General features: G+C 71.0%; 15 protein-coding genes. 3 read left to right on the top strand and 12 right to left on the bottom strand.

Annotated elements, in window-relative coordinates:
* Positions 1-255: 255 nt before the first annotated feature.
* The 3 genes from smc to AC0699_RS15360 form a co-directional block, all read right to left on the bottom strand.
* Entirely contained in the window at positions 256-3915 is a 3660-nt protein-coding gene (smc, locus tag AC0699_RS15370; RefSeq protein WP_478660047.1) for a chromosome segregation protein SMC, read from the bottom strand.
* A gap of 174 nt (positions 3916-4089) precedes the next feature.
* Positions 4090-4308 carry a hypothetical protein gene (locus AC0699_RS15365; protein ID WP_453665914.1) on the bottom strand — a complete coding sequence of 73 codons (219 nt, stop codon included), beginning with the start codon at positions 4306-4308 and terminating at the stop codon, positions 4090-4092.
* 379 nt (positions 4309-4687) lie between these two features.
* The gene (locus AC0699_RS15360) at positions 4688-4969 is read right to left on the bottom strand and encodes an acylphosphatase (protein ID WP_453665913.1); all 282 of its coding nucleotides are present in this window, start codon (positions 4967-4969) and stop codon (positions 4688-4690) included.
* A 142-nt stretch (positions 4970-5111) separates the two neighbouring features.
* Here AC0699_RS15360 and AC0699_RS15355 point away from each other — a divergent pair, with 142 nt between their 5' ends.
* Entirely contained in the window at positions 5112-5954 is an 843-nt protein-coding gene (locus tag AC0699_RS15355) for a CAP domain-containing protein (RefSeq protein ID WP_478660045.1), read from the top strand.
* A gap of 98 nt (positions 5955-6052) precedes the next feature.
* On the top strand, positions 6053-6451 hold the full coding sequence (locus AC0699_RS15350; protein WP_478660043.1) for a winged helix-turn-helix transcriptional regulator: 399 nt from the start codon (positions 6053-6055) through the stop codon (positions 6449-6451).
* On the opposite strand, the gene mutM is transcribed toward AC0699_RS15350, so the two are convergent.
* The 9 genes from mutM to AC0699_RS15305 form a co-directional block, all read right to left on the bottom strand.
* Complete coding sequence (gene mutM, locus AC0699_RS15345; RefSeq protein ID WP_478660041.1) at positions 6403-7284, bottom strand: bifunctional DNA-formamidopyrimidine glycosylase/DNA-(apurinic or apyrimidinic site) lyase; 882 nt, start codon at positions 7282-7284, stop codon at positions 6403-6405. The genes AC0699_RS15350 and mutM overlap by 49 nt on opposite strands.
* A 190-nt stretch (positions 7285-7474) precedes the next feature.
* On the bottom strand, positions 7475-8266 hold the full coding sequence (rnc, locus tag AC0699_RS15340) for a ribonuclease III (protein WP_478660039.1): 792 nt from the start codon (positions 8264-8266) through the stop codon (positions 7475-7477).
* A 19-nt stretch (positions 8267-8285) separates the two neighbouring features.
* Entirely contained in the window at positions 8286-8459 is a 174-nt protein-coding gene (rpmF, locus tag AC0699_RS15335) for a 50S ribosomal protein L32 (protein ID WP_026165248.1), read from the bottom strand.
* Between the two features lie 2 nt (positions 8460-8461).
* Complete coding sequence (locus tag AC0699_RS15330; protein WP_469770396.1) at positions 8462-9082, bottom strand: YceD family protein; 621 nt, start codon at positions 9080-9082, stop codon at positions 8462-8464.
* Positions 9083-9230: 148 nt separating this feature from the next.
* Positions 9231-10385: an ATP synthase F0 subunit B gene (locus tag AC0699_RS15325; protein ID WP_478660302.1), complete on the bottom strand. Its 1155-nt coding sequence runs from the start codon at positions 10383-10385 to the stop codon at positions 9231-9233.
* Positions 10386-10551: 166 nt separating this feature from the next.
* Positions 10552-11031 carry a pantetheine-phosphate adenylyltransferase gene (coaD, locus tag AC0699_RS15320; RefSeq protein WP_478660300.1) on the bottom strand — a complete coding sequence of 160 codons (480 nt, stop codon included), beginning with the start codon at positions 11029-11031 and terminating at the stop codon, positions 10552-10554.
* A gap of 26 nt (positions 11032-11057) precedes the next feature.
* Positions 11058-11642, bottom strand: a complete 585-nt coding sequence (gene rsmD, locus AC0699_RS15315; protein WP_478660037.1) for a 16S rRNA (guanine(966)-N(2))-methyltransferase RsmD — start codon at positions 11640-11642, stop codon at positions 11058-11060.
* Between the two features lie 85 nt (positions 11643-11727).
* The gene (recG, locus tag AC0699_RS15310) at positions 11728-13920 is read right to left on the bottom strand and encodes an ATP-dependent DNA helicase RecG (protein ID WP_478660035.1); all 2193 of its coding nucleotides are present in this window, start codon (positions 13918-13920) and stop codon (positions 11728-11730) included.
* A 359-nt stretch (positions 13921-14279) separates the two neighbouring features.
* Positions 14280-15878 carry a DAK2 domain-containing protein gene (locus tag AC0699_RS15305; protein ID WP_478660033.1) on the bottom strand — a complete coding sequence of 533 codons (1599 nt, stop codon included), beginning with the start codon at positions 15876-15878 and terminating at the stop codon, positions 14280-14282.
* Between the two features lie 259 nt (positions 15879-16137).
* On the opposite strand from AC0699_RS15305, the gene rpmB reads away from it, so the two are divergent.
* Complete coding sequence (rpmB, locus tag AC0699_RS15300) at positions 16138-16323, top strand: 50S ribosomal protein L28 (protein ID WP_003957616.1); 186 nt, start codon at positions 16138-16140, stop codon at positions 16321-16323.
* The last annotated feature ends 113 nt before the right edge of the window (positions 16324-16436 follow it).

Genomic DNA, 16436 nt, shown 5'->3' with positions numbered 1-16436 from the left:
CGCCCGGCAGCGGCGCCGGGCGTGGGGGGCGAGCCCTTCCAGTGGCGCACAACATACCGCCGCCCACCACTTGAAGGTAAAAGGAACGTTGCAGAGACTATGCCTTCAAGTTTCGAAGTCAAGATGCGGTGCTCGTGCGCGTGCAACGAAGGCGTCAGAGTATTGTGTACAACCTTTGAAGATCCAGGTGAGGGCTGAGCGGTGCGCTCCGGGCTCCGGGCTCCGGGCTCCGGGCTCCGGGCTCCGGGCTCCGGGTCAGCGAAGACGCTGGCTGATGACCTTGGACACACCATCACCCTGCATGGACACGCCGTACAGCGCGTCCGCGACCTCCATGGTCCGCTTCTGGTGCGTGATCACGATCAGCTGGGAGCTCTCCTGGAGCTCCTGCATGATCCGGATCAGCCGCTGGAGGTTCGTGTCGTCGAGCGCCGCCTCGACCTCGTCCATGACATAGAACGGGCTCGGCCGGGCCTTGAAGATCGAGACCAGCATCGCCACGGCGGTCAGCGAACGCTCGCCGCCGGACAGCAGCGAAAGGCGCTTGACCTTCTTGCCCGGCGGGCGGGCCTCGACGTCCACACCCGTGGTGAGCATGTTGTCGGGGTCGGTCAGAATGAGCCGGCCCTCGCCGCCTGGGAAGAGCCGCGAGAACACACCCTCGAACTCGCGTGCGGTGTCCCGGTACGCCTCCGTGAACACCTGCTCGACGCGCTCGTCGACCTCCTTGACGACCTGAAGGAGGTCGGCACGGGTCTTCTTCAGGTCTTCGAGCTGCTCGGAGAGGAACTTGTGCCGTTCCTCCAGCGCCGCGAACTCCTCGAGGGCGAGCGGATTCACCTTTCCGAGCTGCTGATACGCCCGTTCGGCGGATTTGAGCCGCTTCTCCTGCTCGGCGCGGACGAACGGCCGCGGCTGGTTGCGCGGATGCTCCGGGCCCTCCGGGAGCTCCTCGCCCTCGGCGGGCGGCGACGGCGGTACGAGCTGGTCCGGTCCGTACTCGGAGACCAGGCCCGCGGGCTCGACCCCCAGCTCCTCCAGGGCCTTCGTCTCCAACTGCTCGATGCGCAGCCGCTTCTCGGCGCCGAGGACCTCGCCGCGGTGGACGGAGTCGGTGAGCTTGTCGAGCTCGCTCTTGAGGTCCCGGCCCTCGCCGCGGGCCGACGTCAGCTCGCGTTCCCGCTCGGCCTTCGCGGCCTCTGCGGCGGCACGTTCCTGCTCGGCCCTGACGACGGACACCTCGACGTGCGCGAGGAGCTGGCGTGCGCCGCTGGCCACCGCTTCCGCGACGGCCGCCTCGTGGCGCAGCCGGGCGCGGCGCTGCTCGGCGCGTGCCCGTGCCTCACGCTCGGCGCGCGCGCCGCGGTCGAGGGAGTCGGCACGCCCCGCGAGTCCCTTCACACGCTCCTCGTGCGTACGGACCTGGAGGCGGGCCTCCATCTCGGTCTGGCGGGCGTTGGCACCATCGGCCGCGAGCCTGTCCCTCGCCGCGGTGTCCGGCTCCTCCTCCCCGTCCCCGAAAGGGGTGCTCTCCTCGGCGACCGCGAGCCGCTCGGCCAGCTCCTCGGCCTCGTACAGCGCCTTCTCCAGCGCCTCCTGGGCCCGGGCGGCAGCCGCGGCCGTCCGCTCGGCCTCCCCCGCGGCCCCGCGCGCCTGCCCGGCGAGCCGCCCCAACTGCTGGGCGACACCGGCCTTCTCCTTCTCGGCCGCCCGCCGCCGCTCCCCCAGCTCCTCGACGAGACCGGCGCATGCGGTGCGCCGCTCGGCAGCCTCGTGCTGCTGTACGGCCAGTTCCTCGCACCGTACGGCCAGCTCCGCCAGCTCGGCGGCCGCCTCGTCGACCGCTGCCTGCACCTCCAGCAGGCTGGGCGCCCCCGCGGACCCGCCGTGCGCGAAGTGCGCCCCCAGCACATCCCCTTCCGCGGTGACGGCGGTCAGCCCGGGCCGCGCCTGGACCAGGTCCTCGGCGTCCTCCAGGGTCCCGACGACCACCATGTCCCGTACGAGCCGCTCCACCGCGGGCATCAGCTCCGCGGGCCCGCGGACCAGGTCGACGACCCGGGCGGACTCCGTCACGACGGGACCGGTCGCCTGGCTTGGCACCGCTACGGACGCCGAGCCCGGTTCGGTCCCCTGCCCCACGGGAGCGGACGACGCAGCACCGGCAGTCCCGGCCTCGGGGCCCGCGCCCTGCGCCGGCACGGACAGCAGCAGGGACGCGCGGCCCGCGTCCTGCTTGCGCAGGAGGCGGATCGCTTCCGCGGCGGTGGCGGGGTCGCGTACCGCGACGGCGTCCGCGGCCGCGCCGAGAGCGGCCGCGACGGAGATCTCGTAGCCGGGGGTGGCCGTGAGGAGTTCGGCGGCGGGGCCGAGAAGGCCGGAGAGCGTGTCCCTGGCCGAGAGCAACGCGCCCGTGCCGTCCTTGCGGCGCAGGCCCTGGGCGAGGGCCTCGTGGCGGGCGGCCAGGGCAGCGCGTTTGCGTTCCGCGGCGGTGGCAGCCTCACGTGCGGCGGACAACGCCGCCTCCGCCTCGGCCAGTTCGTGCTTGGCGGCGTCGTGCCGGCCGGCCAGCGCGGAGTCGTCCGCGTCCAGCCCGTCGACCTCGGCCTTGAGCTGCTCGTACTCCTCCTGCGCCGCGACCGCGCGTTCCTGCGCCTCGTCGCGGGCCGCGGCCAGCCGACCGATCTCCGCCTGGGCCGACGCCGCGCGCGAACGGGCCGCGTTCACCTGACCGTTCAGCCTGGCGAGCCCCTCCCTGCGGTCGGCGATCGCCCGTGCGAGGTCCTTCAGCCGGCGCTCCTCGACCGCCAGCTCGCGCTCCAGTTCGGCACGGTGCGCGACGGTGTCCTCCAGCGCGCGCTCGGCCGCCTCCAGCGCGGCCTCCAGCTCCGCCTCCTGCTCGCGGATCCGGGCGGCCTCGCGCTCCATGTCCTCGGGGTCGCGGCCGCGCCGCTCCTCCGCCGGCGCGGACGTCGCGCTCTTCACCCGGGCCTCGGCCAGCGAGACCGTGCCGCGCACCCGCTCGGCCAGCTGGGACAGTTCGTACCAGGTCTGCTGCGCCCGCTGCAGCCGCGGCGCCAGCCGGCGTACCTCGTCCTCCAGCTCCGCCTCGCGCGTCTGGGCCGCCCGCAGCTCCGCCTCGGCTGCCTCCTTGCGCTGCTTCAGCGCGGCCTCGTCGGCGACCTCGGACCTGAGAGCCTCGCGCATCCGTACGAGATCGTCGGCGAGCAGCCGCAGCCTGGCGTCGCGCAGATCGGCCTGGATGACGGCGGCCCGCCGCGCCACCGCGGCCTGTCGTCCCAGCGGCTTGAGCTGACGCCGGAGCTCATCGGTCAGGTCCTGGACTCGCGCGAGATTGGCCTGCATCGCGTCCAGCTTCCGCAGCGCCTTCTCTTTCCGCTTGCGGTGCTTGAGAACGCCCGCGGCCTCCTCGATGAACGCCCGGCGCCCCATGGGGTCCGCGTGCAGGACCGAGTCGAGTTGCCCCTGCCCGACGATGACGTGCATCTCGCGCCCGATACCCGAGTCGGAGAGCAGTTCCTGAATGTCCAGCAGCCGGCATGTGTCGCCGTTGATCTGGTATTCGCTGCCACCGTTGCGGAACATGATCCGCGTGATGGTGACCTCGGCGTATTCGATCGGCAGCGCCCCGTCGGAGTTGTCGATCGTGAGGGACACCTCGGCGCGGCCGAGCGGCGGCCGCCCGGTCGTCCCCGCGAAGATGACGTCCTCCATCTTGCCGCCGCGCAGGGATTTCGCCCCTTGTTCACCCATGACCCAGGACAGCGCGTCCACGACATTGGACTTGCCGGAGCCGTTCGGTCCCACGACGCAGGTGATTCCGGGCTCGAAACGCAGCGTCGTGGCGGAGGCGAAGGATTTGAACCCGCGGAGGGTCAGGGCCTTGAGGTGCACGCCGCCGGACTCTACCCTTCGCTTTCGGTTTCACCCATGAATATGCAGGGCACATCAGACGGTAACGGAAGCCCTACAGCCAGGAAACAAAGAAAGAAGGGACGCCGAAGCGTCCCTTGCATGCATACCTGCCTTGCGAGAGTGTTTCTCACCTGACCCCACGGGGGGCTGTGATCAGGTGAGCGCCGGCTCGCCCTTGGGTACGTCGATGTCGATGCCTTGGAGCAGCGACTCGCCATGGTGCTGTGCGGCGGCAGCACTCAGCGCGTCGTTCTCGGACTGGATCCGTACGAGCTCGGATTCCAGGTCCTGGACGCGCTGCTGAAGCCGTCGCATCTCGGCGAGGAGTCGCGGGTCGGAACCGCCGACGTAACCGAGAAGCGCCTTTGCCATGATGGATGGTCCTCCACACTGAGTGACCGACCGATGCGGTGTGGGTCGTGAGGGATTCGCACCCGCGGTGCTCGGCAGCGCTTGTTCTGACTGCGGTTCGTACTGCCAAACAGCTAAGGTGCGCGGGGCTTCCAGCGTCTCACCAAAAAGTTTGACGGTCAACACGATCACGCCCCGTATCCACGGGCACCCTGGGGCGCGCGGCCGGAAACCCACGGCGGCGGCTCTCCAACAGGGCCCTGGGGGCGTGGAGATCATCCTTACTGCGGCAGCCTGGCACGGCAGGACCGTTATTGGCAACCACCAGGCCATTCCCACCGAACATGCGTGCTCGCGGCAGTCATCTGAACACATCGCGTGGCCGCCGATCCGCGCTCGATCAGCGGATCGCGAATCCCTCGTAGCCCCCGCGCGGATCGCCCCAGATCTCGGTGACGCCATCGACACTGCCGGGCGTGTCGGAAGAGCGGAGCCAGTCGAGCAGACGGTGGCAATTCTCACGTGGCCCCTCGGCCACAATCTGCACCCGGCCGTCGTCGAGATTGAGGGCGAAGCCGTTGAGGCAGCCGATCTCCAAAGCGTTTGCCCTGGTGAACCAGCGGAAGCCCACTCCCTGTACTCGGCCGCGCACCCAGGCGGTGAGCCGTGCATGTTCATTCATGCACGCAAGCTAACGGGCCAATTCCTTTCGCATCACATCGCCCTCCCTTGTTCTCGCGTACAGTCGCCACCCAATGAGCCTCACTCGTTCGGGTGAGATCACATGCTGTCGAGTTTGACGTCGAGGAAGAAAGGACGAGCGGATGGGACGCCACCGCCGGAAGAAGCGGGCCGCAGTGCCCGTGCGTACCGGACTGCTCGGAGCCTCCGCTGCCATGGCGGTGGGCGCCGTGGCCGTGGCATCCGGTCTGCTGCCGGGCGGCGACACCTTCACCGTGGGAGGCGAGAGCACCAGCGGCCAGCAGGTGCACGCCGAGCGCGCAGGCCGGCTGAACGCCCAGGGCGGCGCCTCCGCCACCCCGACCGACCGTCCTTCCGCCACGGTGAGCCGCGCCCCCGAGCGCGCGGCGGCCCCCTCGAAGGGCGCCTCCTCGACGTCCGGCAAGGCGTCCGCGACGCCGTCGAAGGAGACGCCGAGGTCGAAGGAGCCCGAGGCGAAGAAGCCGGTGGCCCGTGAGACGAAGGCGCCGGAGAAGCAGACCAGGACCCCGGAGCGCGAAGCCTCGCCGGCCCCTGCCAAGCCGTCCCGCATCAAGGCGCCGACCGGCGAGGCCGCGGTGGAGGCCCAGGTACTGGACCTCGTCAACGAGGAGCGCGCAAAGGTGGGCTGCCGCGCGGTGCGCGCGGACGCCTCACTCGGTGCGCTCGCCGGCTCGTTCAGCGAGGACATGGCGGGGCGCGGCTTCTTCGACCACACCGACCCGGACGGGGACACGCCGTGGGACCGGGCCGCGCAGGCCGGTGTCAGCGGGCTGGGCGCCGAGAACATCGCCCGTGGGCAGGCCGACGCCCGGACGGTCATGAACTCCTGGATGAACAGCGACGGCCACCGCGCGAACATACTCAACTGCGAGTACAGGACGCTCGGCGTGGGCGTGTCCTTCGCCGAGGGCGGCCCGTGGTGGACGCAGGACTTCGGCTTCTGAGCCGGGGGACCGTCCGGACGGCCGGGGGCGACGGGCTGACGGGCTCACCCGAGGAAAGCGCAACCCTGCGGTAAGCGCTGCGGCGTAGGGTGTGCCGCATGGACCACGACATCGCCTTCGACGTGTTCTCGCGGAAGTGCGAGTCGCGCGGCACGCTGGAGCATGTGACCGGCCGTTGGGGCGCCCTGACGCTCGGTGCCCTGCACGACGGGAGCTTCCGCTTCAACGAGCTCCGGCGGCGCGTCGACGGCGTGAGCGAGAAGATGCTCGCGCAGACGCTGCACGCGCTGGAGCGGGACGGGCTCGTCCTTCGCGAGGCGCAGCACACCAATCCGCCGCGGGTCGACTACGAACTGACGCCGCTGGGACGCGAGGTGGCCGAGCGGCTGCTCGCTCTGATCCAGCTGGTGGAGGGGCGGATGCCCGACGTACTGGCTGCGCGTGAGCGTTACGACGGGACGCGCGGCAACGAACGGGCCGGGCGCGGCGGTCGCTGACAGCGCGGGCAGAAGTAGCTGGACCGGTTCATCCAGGGGCGCCGTCGCATCGGTGTGCCGCAGCGGCGGCACGGCTCGTCCTCGCGCCCGTACGCGTCCAGTGACCGGTCGAAGTACCCGGACTCGCCGTTCACATTGACGTAGAGGCTGTCGAAGCTGGTGCCGCCGACGGCGAGGGCGGCTGTCATGACGTCCCGTACATGGCCGAGCAGCTCGGCGGAGCGCGGACGGGTCAGGCTCGCGGTCGGCCGGTCGTAGTGCAGCTTGGCGCGCCACAGGGCCTCGTCGGCGTAGATGTTGCCGACGCCGCTGATCAGGGACTGGTCGAGCAGCGCGCGCTTGACCGTCGTACGCCGCAGGCGCAGGGCGGTCTGGAAGGCGGCGTCGTCGAACCGGGGGTCGAGCGGGTCCCGGGCGATGTGCGCGATGGCGTCCGGCAGACCGTCGGGGGTGGTGTCGTGCAGCGAAAGCCCGCCGAAGGTGCGCTGGTCGACGAAACGGAGCTCGGTGCCCAGGTCGTCGGTGAAGCGGATCCGTATGCGCAGATGCTTCTCGTCCGAGGCGGCCTCCGGCTGGACCAGCAGCTGACCGCTCATCCCCAGGTGTCCGAGCACGGCGGCGCCGCTGTCCTCCAGGGGCAGCCAGAGGTACTTGCCGCGGCGCCGGGCGACCCCGATCCGCTGCCCCTTGAGCCGCGCGGCGAAGTCCTCGCCCCCGCCGAGGTGCCGGCGCACGGCTCGCGGGTGCAGCACCGCCACCTCGGCGACGGTCCGCCCGGCGACCCAGGTTTCGAGCCCACGCCGTACGACTTCGACCTCGGGCAGCTCGGGCACGGGTCTCCTCCGGAACTGTACGAATCAACGCCCGCAGCGTACCGCCCCCGAACCGGGGCGCTGCCCCAGCCCCGTAGACCCCGCGGGCAGGCTGCGAAGCGTGCCCGGTACCAGCCGTCCCGGGGATGCAGCGCAGAACAAAGGGCCCCCGGCGCGCAGAACGCGGCGGGGGCCCGGAAGCGGGGCGTCGTCAGGGCGCAGTCTGGGGCGAAGGGGTGTCGGCGGCCCCTTCGGTGTCCTGCTGCTCCGCGGCGGCCTTGTCCGCCGCCGCGCGCTCGTCCGCGGCGGCGCGGATCGCGCGCCACGCGGACTCCGCCGCCTGCTGTTCCGCTTCCTTCTTGCTGCGGCCGGTGCCGATGCCGTACGAGACACCACCGACGCGGGCGGCAGCAGTGAAGGTCTTCTCGTGGTCCGGACCGGTCTCGGTGACCAGATACTCGGGCACACCAAGGCCCTCGGCCGCGGTCAGCTCCTGGAGGCTGGTCTTCCAGTCCAGGCCGGCGCCGAGGTTCGAGGACTTCTCGATCAGCGGGTCGAAGAGCCGGTGAACCAGCTCGGACGCCGCGTCGAGGCCCTGGTCGAGATAGACCGCGCCGATCACCGCTTCAAGGGTGTCGGCGAGGATGGATGCCTTGTCCCGGCCGCCCGTGCCCTCTTCACCGCGGCCGAGCCGGATGAAGGAGCCCAGGTCGAGGCCGCGCCCGACCTCCGCAAGTGCACGCGAGTTGACCACCGCGGCCCGCAGCTTGGCCAGCTGGCCTTCGGGCAGATCGGGGTGGGTGCGGTAGAGCGTGTCCGTGACCACCAGACCGAGTACCGAGTCCCCGAGGAACTCGAGCCGCTCGTTGGTGGGCAGGCCGCCGTTCTCGTACGCGTACGACCGGTGGGTCAGCGCACGCACCAGAAGGGCGGACTCGAGCTGATACCCGAGCCGCCCTTCCAGAAGCGTGTGGGACGAGGCCGAACTGATGCTGTCGGACATCGTGCCTCTCACCAGCCGCTCAGACCTCGAGGACCTGGCGCTTGTTGTAGGTGCCGCAGCTCGGGCACGCGATGTGCTGCTGCTTCGGCTCCTGGCAACGCTCACACGAAACCAGGGTGGGGACCGCAGCCTTCCACTGCGACCGGCGGTGGCGCGTGTTGCTGCGCGACATCTTCCGCTTCGGAACAGCCACGGCTACTTCTCCTGCTTCTCGTCGACGCCCGCTTCGGCGCCGCTCATGTTGTCCTTCTCATCGGTTCCGAGTGAACCGGCGAGTCCCTGCAGTGCCGCCCAACGGATGTCGACGGCGTCGTGGTGGTGGTCCGGGTTGTCGTTCAGCCCGATCCCGCAGTCGGGACACAGGCCGGCACAGTCCTCCCGGCACACCGGCTGCATGGGCAGTGCGAGCACCACCGCATCACGCAGCACGGGCTCGAGGTCGAACATGCCGTCCTCGAGGGGGATCATGTCCTCGTCCTCGGCGTCGACTGAGTCTTCGGGGGCCGCCTTCTTGCTGCGGCCCCGATCGTCGGCGTCAGGGTACGAGAACATCTCCTGGAAGTCCGCCGCAACCTCATGGCGCAGCGGCTCCAGACACCTTACGCACTCCCCCTCGGCCACGGCACGGGCGGTGCCTGTGACGAGCACCCCTTCCATGACGGACTCGAGGCGGAGCTCAAGCTCCACGGGCGCACCCTCGGGCACACCGATGACCCCTTCGATACCGAAGACCGCCGGCGCGCCGGGCGCCGCGACCGAGCGGGAGATCCGCTGGAGCGCACCGGGCCGCCGGCCCAGCTCGTGTGTGTCGAACACGAGAGGGTTGCGGTGGTCGAGGCGGGCGTTCAGCGTTCTTCCTGCTTTCGGATCGTCCGGGAGGCCGCGATATCAGCGCAGCATCAACTCCACGCACGCGCGACCGAAGAGCCAGGATACTGGACCGTTCGCTCCAGGCCCAATCCGGTCAGCGTCCCTGCTCGTAGCGCCGCAGCTGTTCCAGGTCGATCATGCTCGTGTCGAAGAAGCTGGTCTCGTCGAGCGCGGCGGCCTGCGGCTGGTGCTGCTGAGGCTGGTGGGCCTGATGCTGCTCGTGCTGCTGTCCCCCATAGCCTCCGGCATGGGAGGTACCCCCGGCGTACGGGTCCTGCTGGCCGTAGCCCTGGGCGTACCCCTGCTCATAGCCCTGCTGCTGTCCCCCATAGCCTCCGGCGTGGGAGGTCCCCCCGGCGTACGGGTCCTGCTGGTAGGCGTACACGTCCTGGGGCTGGGCCTGGGGCTGGGCCTGGGACTGGTAGGCATACGGGTCGGCCTGGGCCGGGTACGGGTCGGGAGCCTGGGCGGCGACCTGGGGCTGCTGGATCTGCGGCTGCTGCCGGCCCCGCGGATCCGGGTCGGCGAGCTCCGCGAGCCCGGCGAGGTAGTCCGCGTCGGTCGTCGTGTGCTGCATCCCGGCCGCGTCCTGGGCGGCGACGTGCGCTCCGAGATCGTCGGTGGCGATACGGCCGTGCAGCTTCTGCCGGCCGCGGCCGACGGCCTCCAGGGTCTTGGAGAGCACGGCCTCGAAGGCGCCCAGCTTGGCGTCGACGTACTCGTCGGCGCGCTGGATCAGCGTCTGCGGGTCCGCGCTGTACTCCGGGGCGTCCTCATCGGCGTAACCCTGCTCGTCGAGACCCGGGCCACGGCCGAGCAGCTTCTCGCGGCCGCGGTCGACGGAGCCGATGGTCTTGTTGAGGACGACCTCGAAATTGGCGAGCTTGGAGTCGACGTAGTCGTCGGCCTCCGCCTTGATCTCCTCGGCCTCCCGGCGGGCCTCGGCGAGGATGCGGTCGGCCTCGTCCTGGGACTGCCGGGCGATGTGGGTGTCGGAGATCAGCGAGCCGCGCTCGGAGTGGGCGGCCTCGATGATGCGCTCGGCCTCCTGGCGGGCCTGTTCGACCATCTGCTCCCGGTCGCCGATCAGCTCCTGTGCCTGGGCGAGCGAACCGGGCAGGGCATGCCGTACTTCCTCGAGCATGGCGAGCAGCTCGGCTCGGTTGACCACGCAGGACGCCGACATGGGCATGGACCGGGCGTTGCCGACCGCGTCGACGATTTCGTCGAGCTTCTTCTGCACGTCCACCGTGTGCTCGCCACTCTCTTCAGTCACTACAGCCGATTTGGAGACGGACGGGACGACTTTACGGCCAGTCGGCTCCCTCCCCCTACGCCCAGGGGGAATTCGGGGGACCCCCGGACCGCGGAAAGCGTGGGGGACCCGGACACCGGGTGACCGGCCTGTCAGGAAGTCACTTCGGGGGGAGGCGGTCCGCCAGGGCCGCGAGTACCGCCGGGGGCACCAGGTGGGAGACGTCCCCGCCCCATGCCGCGACCTCCTTGACCAGGGAGGACGACAGGAAACTGTAGGTCGGGCTGGTCGGCACGAACAGCGTCTCCACGCCCGACAGCCCGTTGTTCATCTGGGCCATCTGCAGCTCGTAGTCGAAGTCGCTGACGGCACGCAGCCCCTTGACGATGGCGGGGATGTCCCGCTCCTTGCAGTAGTCGACGAGCAGGCCGTGGTAGGCCTCCACCTCGACGTTGCCGTACTCGGCGGTGACCTCGCGGATCAGCTCGATCCGCTCGTCGACGGTGAACAGTCCCTGCTTGGCCTGATTGATCATCACCACGACGTGTACGACGTCGTACAGCTTGGAGGCGCGGGCGATGATGTCGAGGTGTCCATTGGTGATGGGGTCGAACGACCCCGGACAGACGGCGCGGCGCAACTGAAGTCCCTCGCTCTCCGGTCCGGTCATGGTGCGTTTTCGCACGTAGAGGCGGCGCGACCGTACCAAAGCGTCCCTTCGCCGTAGCGACGGGCCCGCAGTGGCTCGATCCCCTCGGGCCAGGCGAATTCACCGCCTCTGGTGCTGCGCTCCACGGTGACGACGGCGTCGTCCGCGAGCCAGCCTCCCGAGCGGAGTGTGAGGAGAATCTCGCGAAGATCGTCGTCCGTGACGGCGTAGGGCGGGTCGAGGAACACCACGTCGTACGGGGCCGCCGGCGGCGGTCCTTGGACGACCTGCTCGGCCCGGCCGGTGCGGACCTCGGCGCCGGGCAGGGCGAGCGTCCTCACGTTCTCCCGGACCGTACGGGCGGCGCGGCCGTCGGCCTCGACGAGCAGGGCGTGCGACGCACCGCGCGACAGCGCCTCCAGGCCGACGGCGCCCGAGCCCGCGTACAGGTCGGCGACCCGGGTGCCCTGCAGCGTGCCGAGCAGCGACTCCCAGGTGGAGAACAAGCCCTCGCGCGCCCGGTCGGAGGTGGGGCGGGTGCCGTTGCCCGGCGGCACGGCCAGGCGACGTCCGCCGGCCGCACCGGCGATCACGCGGGTCATCTGAGTCCTTCACGAAGACGTTCGTCCGGTCCGGGTCGATCCGGACCGGTCACCTCCACGATATGGGCTGTCGGCAGCGGGGGCGTCAGCCCTTGTCCAGGTACTGCTCGCGATCCTTGTCCAGCAGCGCGTCCAGCGCCGTGCGCAGCTCCGGCAGACGCTCCAGCTCCGGGTCCGCGCCGACGACGGACACCGCCTCCTCCCGGGCCGCCGCGATGACCTCCTCGTCCTCGATGACGGCGAGGACGCGCAGCGACGAGCGGACACCGGACTGGGCCTGGCCCAGCACATCGCCCTCACGGCGCTGTTCGAGGTCGATCCGGGACAGCTCGAAACCGTCCAGCGTGGCGGCGACGGCGCCGAGCCGGGCCCGGGCGGGGCTCGCCTCCGGCATCTCGCTGACCAGCAGGCACAGCCCGGGAGCCGAGCCACGGCCGACACGGCCGCGCAGCTGGTGCAGCTGGGAGACGCCGAACCGGTCGGCGTCCATGATCACCATCGCCGTCGCGTTCGGCACGTTCACCCCCACCTCGATGACCGTGGTGGCGACCAGCACGTCCACCTCGCCCGCGGCGAAGCGGCGCATCACATCGTCCTTGTCGTCGGGCGCCATACGGCCGTGCAGCACCTCGACCCGCAGCCCCTTCAGCGGGCCTGCCGCGAGCTGCTCGGCGACCTCCAGGACGGCCAGCGGCGGCCGCTTCTCGGCTTCGTCCTCCGGCGACTTCTTCTTCTGCTCACCCGCCTCGTCGAGGGAGTCGCCGATACGCGGGCACACGACGTACGCCTGATGACCGCCCTCGACCTCCTCGCGGACCCGCTCCCACGCCCGGGCCAGGAAGTGCGGCTTGTCCGCGGCCGGAACCACATGGGTGGCGATGGGCGAGCGCCCCGCGGGCAGCTGGTCCAGTACGGAGGTCTCGAGGTCGCCGAAGACCGTCATCGCGACCGTGCGCGGAATGGGCGTCGCGGTCATGACCAGTAGATGCGGCGGTTGCTTGCCCTTGCCGCGCAGGGCGTCGCGCTGTTCCACGCCGAAGCGGTGCTGCTCGTCGACGACGACCAGCCCGAGGTCGTGGAACTGCACCTTGTCCTCGATCAGCGCGTGCGTGCCGATGACGATCCCGGCCTCGCCGGTGACCAGGTCGAGCAGCGCCTGGCGACGGGCGGCGGCACCCATGGAGCCGGTGAGCAGCACGACCTTCGTCGCCTGCTCCGCGCCGCCGAGCATGCCGCCCTCGGCGAGGTCGCCCATCATCTCGACGATCGAGCGGTGATGCTGCTGGGCGAGGACCTCGGTGGGGGCGAGCATCGCGGCCTGGCCGCCCGCGTCGACGACGGCGAGCATGGCGCGCAGCGCGACCATGGTCTTCCCGCTGCCGACCTCGCCCTGGAGCAGGCGGTGCATGGGGTGTTCGGTCGCCAGGTCGCCGAAGATCTCCGCGGACACCTTCTGCTGGCCGTCGGTGAGCGTGAACGGCAGCCGGGCGTCGAATGCGTCGAGCATGCCGTCGGGAACGGGCCTGCGGGCGACCGCGGGAAGCTGCGCGTCCGCGTAGCGCCGCCGGGCCAGGGCGACTTGGAGGACGAAGGCCTCGTCCCACTTGAGGCGCTGCCTGGCGTCCTCGATGTCGGCCTTGGTCTCCGGACGGTGGATCTTGAGCAATGCCTCGGGGAGTGCGACGAATCCACGGCCCTCACGGAGCGCGGACGGCAGCGGGTCGAGAGCTTCCCCCGCGTGCGGAAGGACCGCGTCGACGGCTTTGGCGATCTTCCAGGACTCCAGGCCCTTGCAGGCCGGATAGATCGGGATGAGCCTGCCCGCGAAGGCGCTCACCGCGCCCTCGCCGCTGTCCGCGTCCAGCCTCTCGTACGTGGGGTGGGCGAGTTGCAGCTTCCGGTTGAACATGGACACCTTGCCGGCGAACAGGGCGCGGCTGCCGGGCAGCAGGTCCTTGTGCGGCTTGTGGATGCCCCGGCCGAAGAAGACCAGCTGCAGCCGTCCGCTGCCGTCGGTGATGGTGACCTCCAGCCGTTGCCCGCGCCCGGCGTTGAACGTGAGCACGCGCGCGTCCGCGACCTGGGCGACGACCGTGACGTGCTCGTCCAGCGGCAGATCCGCGAGCCGGGTGAGCTGGCCCCGCTCCTCGTACCGACGCGGGTAGTGGTGGAGCAGATCACCGACGGTGTGCAGGTCGAGGTTCTCGGCCATGACCTTCGCGGTCGCGGGACCGAGGGTCCTCTTCAGTGGTTCATCGAGCGCGGACACGCGATCCATTGCACACCACGACACTGACAATCGTCGCGGCCCCCTGCATACCCGCTGGTCACAGCCGTGCCCCCGGCCCCGAGGACGGGGGCGGAGCGGGTGTCGGCGGACACGCACCCCGGTGCACCGGTCGTACGTCCCGCTCGCCTCCATGGAGAAGCGGCGGGGAGGGACGGAGCATCGCCACCGGCTTGCCCGACACTGCGAACGGGCCGTGCGGCAGGGCGAGTTCGGCCTCGCGGCGGGGCAGCCCCGTATTGCCGGTGTTGCCGGTGTTGCCGGTGTTGCCGGTATTGCCAGTGCAGCAGGTGCAGCAGGTGCAGCCCGTGCGACGGCGGCCCGCGACGCCCCGGCGCGGGGTGCCGGAACTACTCCACGCCGATCAGCAGCGGAGCGCCCTGGCCGCCGTGGTAGATCAGGGTGTCCACCGCCAGGTAGCCCTCCCTGACGTGGGTCTCGAGGCGGTCCGCCAAGTCCGGCGGGGCGTCGTTCGGGAGGACCAGCGTGACCAGTTCGCCGCCGGCCGAGAGCATGCGGTCCAGGACTGTCTCCGCCGTGGTCGCGAGATCCGCGCCGATCACGGCGACGTCGCCCTCGATCAGCCCCAGCACGTCCCCGGCCTGGCACACGCCCGCCGATGTGAAGGACTGCCGCTCGGCGACGGTGAGTTCGCCGTAGCGCGTCGCCCCGGCCGCCGAGGTCATCGCGACGACGTCCTCGTCGAAGCGGCGCTCGGGTTCGTGGACGGCGAGCGCGGCGATGCCCTGGACCGCGGAGCGGGTCGGGATGAGGGCGACCCGCACGCCCTCCGTGCGGGCCTGCTCCGCGGCCGCGGCCGCCGTGTGCCGCAGGTCGGCGTCGTTCGGGAGGAGGACCACCTCGCGGGCGTGGGCCCGCCGGATCGCCTCGACGAGTTCGCCGCTCGCGGGGGGCTCTCCGGGCCGCGCGAGCACCGTCGTCGCTCCGGCCTCCGCGCACAGGCCCGCCAGCCCCTCGCCCGGGACCACCGCGACGACGGCCCGCTGGACCCGTTCGCGCGGCTCGGGATGCTCGGCCGCGCCGAAGTGGGTGATCCGGATCCGGTACGGCCGTCCCGCCTCGACGCCGGCCTCCACCGCCGCTCCCGCGTCGTCGACATGCACGTGGACGTTCCACAGACCGTCGCCGCCGACGACGACGAGCGAGTCGCCGAGCCCGTCGAGCCTCGTCCGCAACCTCGTCACCGCGGCGTCGTCCGCCTCCAGCAGATAGATCACCTCGAAGGCGGGCCCGCCGTCGGCGCACGACTCGCCGGCGGCCACCACGGCCGGGTGGGCCCGTACGGAAGGCCGTGCCGCCGGCGCGTCCCCCGTCACCGCCTGGACCAGCGCGCCCAGCACCGCCAGCAGCCCTTGGCCGCCCGCGTCCACGACACCGGCGCGCCCGAGCACCTCCAGCTGGCCGGGGGTGTCCTCCAGCGCCTTGCAGGCGCGTGCGTACGCGGCTGCCACAGCGGTCGCGTCGTCGTCGGAGACCGCGGCGTCCGCCGCGGCCGAGGCCACGCTCAGGATCGTGCCCTCGACCGGATGCGCGACCGCCTCGCGTGCGGCTTCCGCGGCCCGTCGCAGCGCCTGCGCCACCCCTCCGCGGGCCGACCCGTCCCACTCACCCAGGACCTCGGCCATGCCCCGCAGCAGCTGCGCCAGGATGGTCCCCGAGTTGCCGCGCGCACCGATCAGCGCCCCGTGCGCCATGGCCCGCATCGCGTCGGCCGGCACAGGGGCCGCGGAGCCCGTCTCGTACGCCGCGAACACCGCTTCCACGGCCTGCGCCGCGGATTCGACCGTCAGATAGAGGTTGGTGCCGGTGTCTCCGTCCGCGACCGGATACACATTGATCGCGTCGATCTCCTCGCGCTCCCGGCCCAGCGCCTCCAGCGCGAGTGAGCACCAGGTGCGTACCGTGACGGCATCGAGGGTCTGCGGCACCTATGTCCTCCTTCGGTGTCCCCCGCACCCCCGGGCACAGGGGAGGCTGGGCATCACCGCAGGGTAGACCCGGGGCCGGCCGGGAACCGGGGCGGGGGCGGAGGAAGCCATGGTAGTTTCGTTCTACGGACGCAGCCGTTGTATGCTGCTCCGGTTGCCCGATGAAAGTCGGGCCATTCCCCCGGCAGGCCACTTCAGATCACTGATTCCGGCACGCCGGATTTCACTGTAAGTGCATCTGAAGTCTTTGGAGTGACCCGTGGCTGCCAACTGCGACGTCTGCGGCAAGGGGCCGGGCTTCGGCAACAACATTTCGCACTCGCACCGCCGTACGTCCCGTCGCTGGAACCCGAACATCCAGCGCGTGCGTGCCGTGGTCGGTCGGACGCCGAAGCGGCTCAACGTCTGCACCTCGTGCATCAAGGCCGGCAAGGTCTCGCGCTAAGTGATGCTCCCCGCGTTCGTGCGGGGATGATCCCGCCGACGTTTCGTCGTAGCGCAGCCCCTGCGGTTGCCTTGAAAGCCGGTCCACCTCGGTGGACCGGCTTTTCGCGTTTC

The sequence above is a fragment of the Streptomyces sp. NPDC043870 genome (assembly GCF_056435785.1).
The sequence above is the reverse complement of the archived record's forward strand: the minus strand, read 5'-3'. Positions and strand labels throughout refer to the sequence as shown.

What these genes read in the sequence shown, in the direction of transcription:
- AC0699_RS15365 (WP_453665914.1), bottom strand. Translation starts at nt 4,308, where the DNA reads ATGGCAAAGGCGCTTCTCGGTTACGTCGGCGGTTCCGACCCGCGACTC.
- AC0699_RS15360 (WP_453665913.1), bottom strand. Translation starts at nt 4,969, where the DNA reads ATGAATGAACATGCACGGCTCACCGCCTGGGTGCGCGGCCGAGTACAG.
- AC0699_RS15355 (WP_478660045.1), top strand. Translation starts at nt 5,112, where the DNA reads ATGGGACGCCACCGCCGGAAGAAGCGGGCCGCAGTGCCCGTGCGTACC.
- AC0699_RS15350 (WP_478660043.1), top strand. Translation starts at nt 6,053, where the DNA reads ATGGACCACGACATCGCCTTCGACGTGTTCTCGCGGAAGTGCGAGTCG.
- rnc (WP_478660039.1), bottom strand. Translation starts at nt 8,266, where the DNA reads ATGTCCGACAGCATCAGTTCGGCCTCGTCCCACACGCTTCTGGAAGGG.
- rsmD (WP_478660037.1), bottom strand. Translation starts at nt 11,642, where the DNA reads ATGACCCGCGTGATCGCCGGTGCGGCCGGCGGACGTCGCCTGGCCGTG.
- recG (WP_478660035.1), bottom strand. Translation starts at nt 13,920, where the DNA reads ATGGATCGCGTGTCCGCGCTCGATGAACCACTGAAGAGGACCCTCGGT.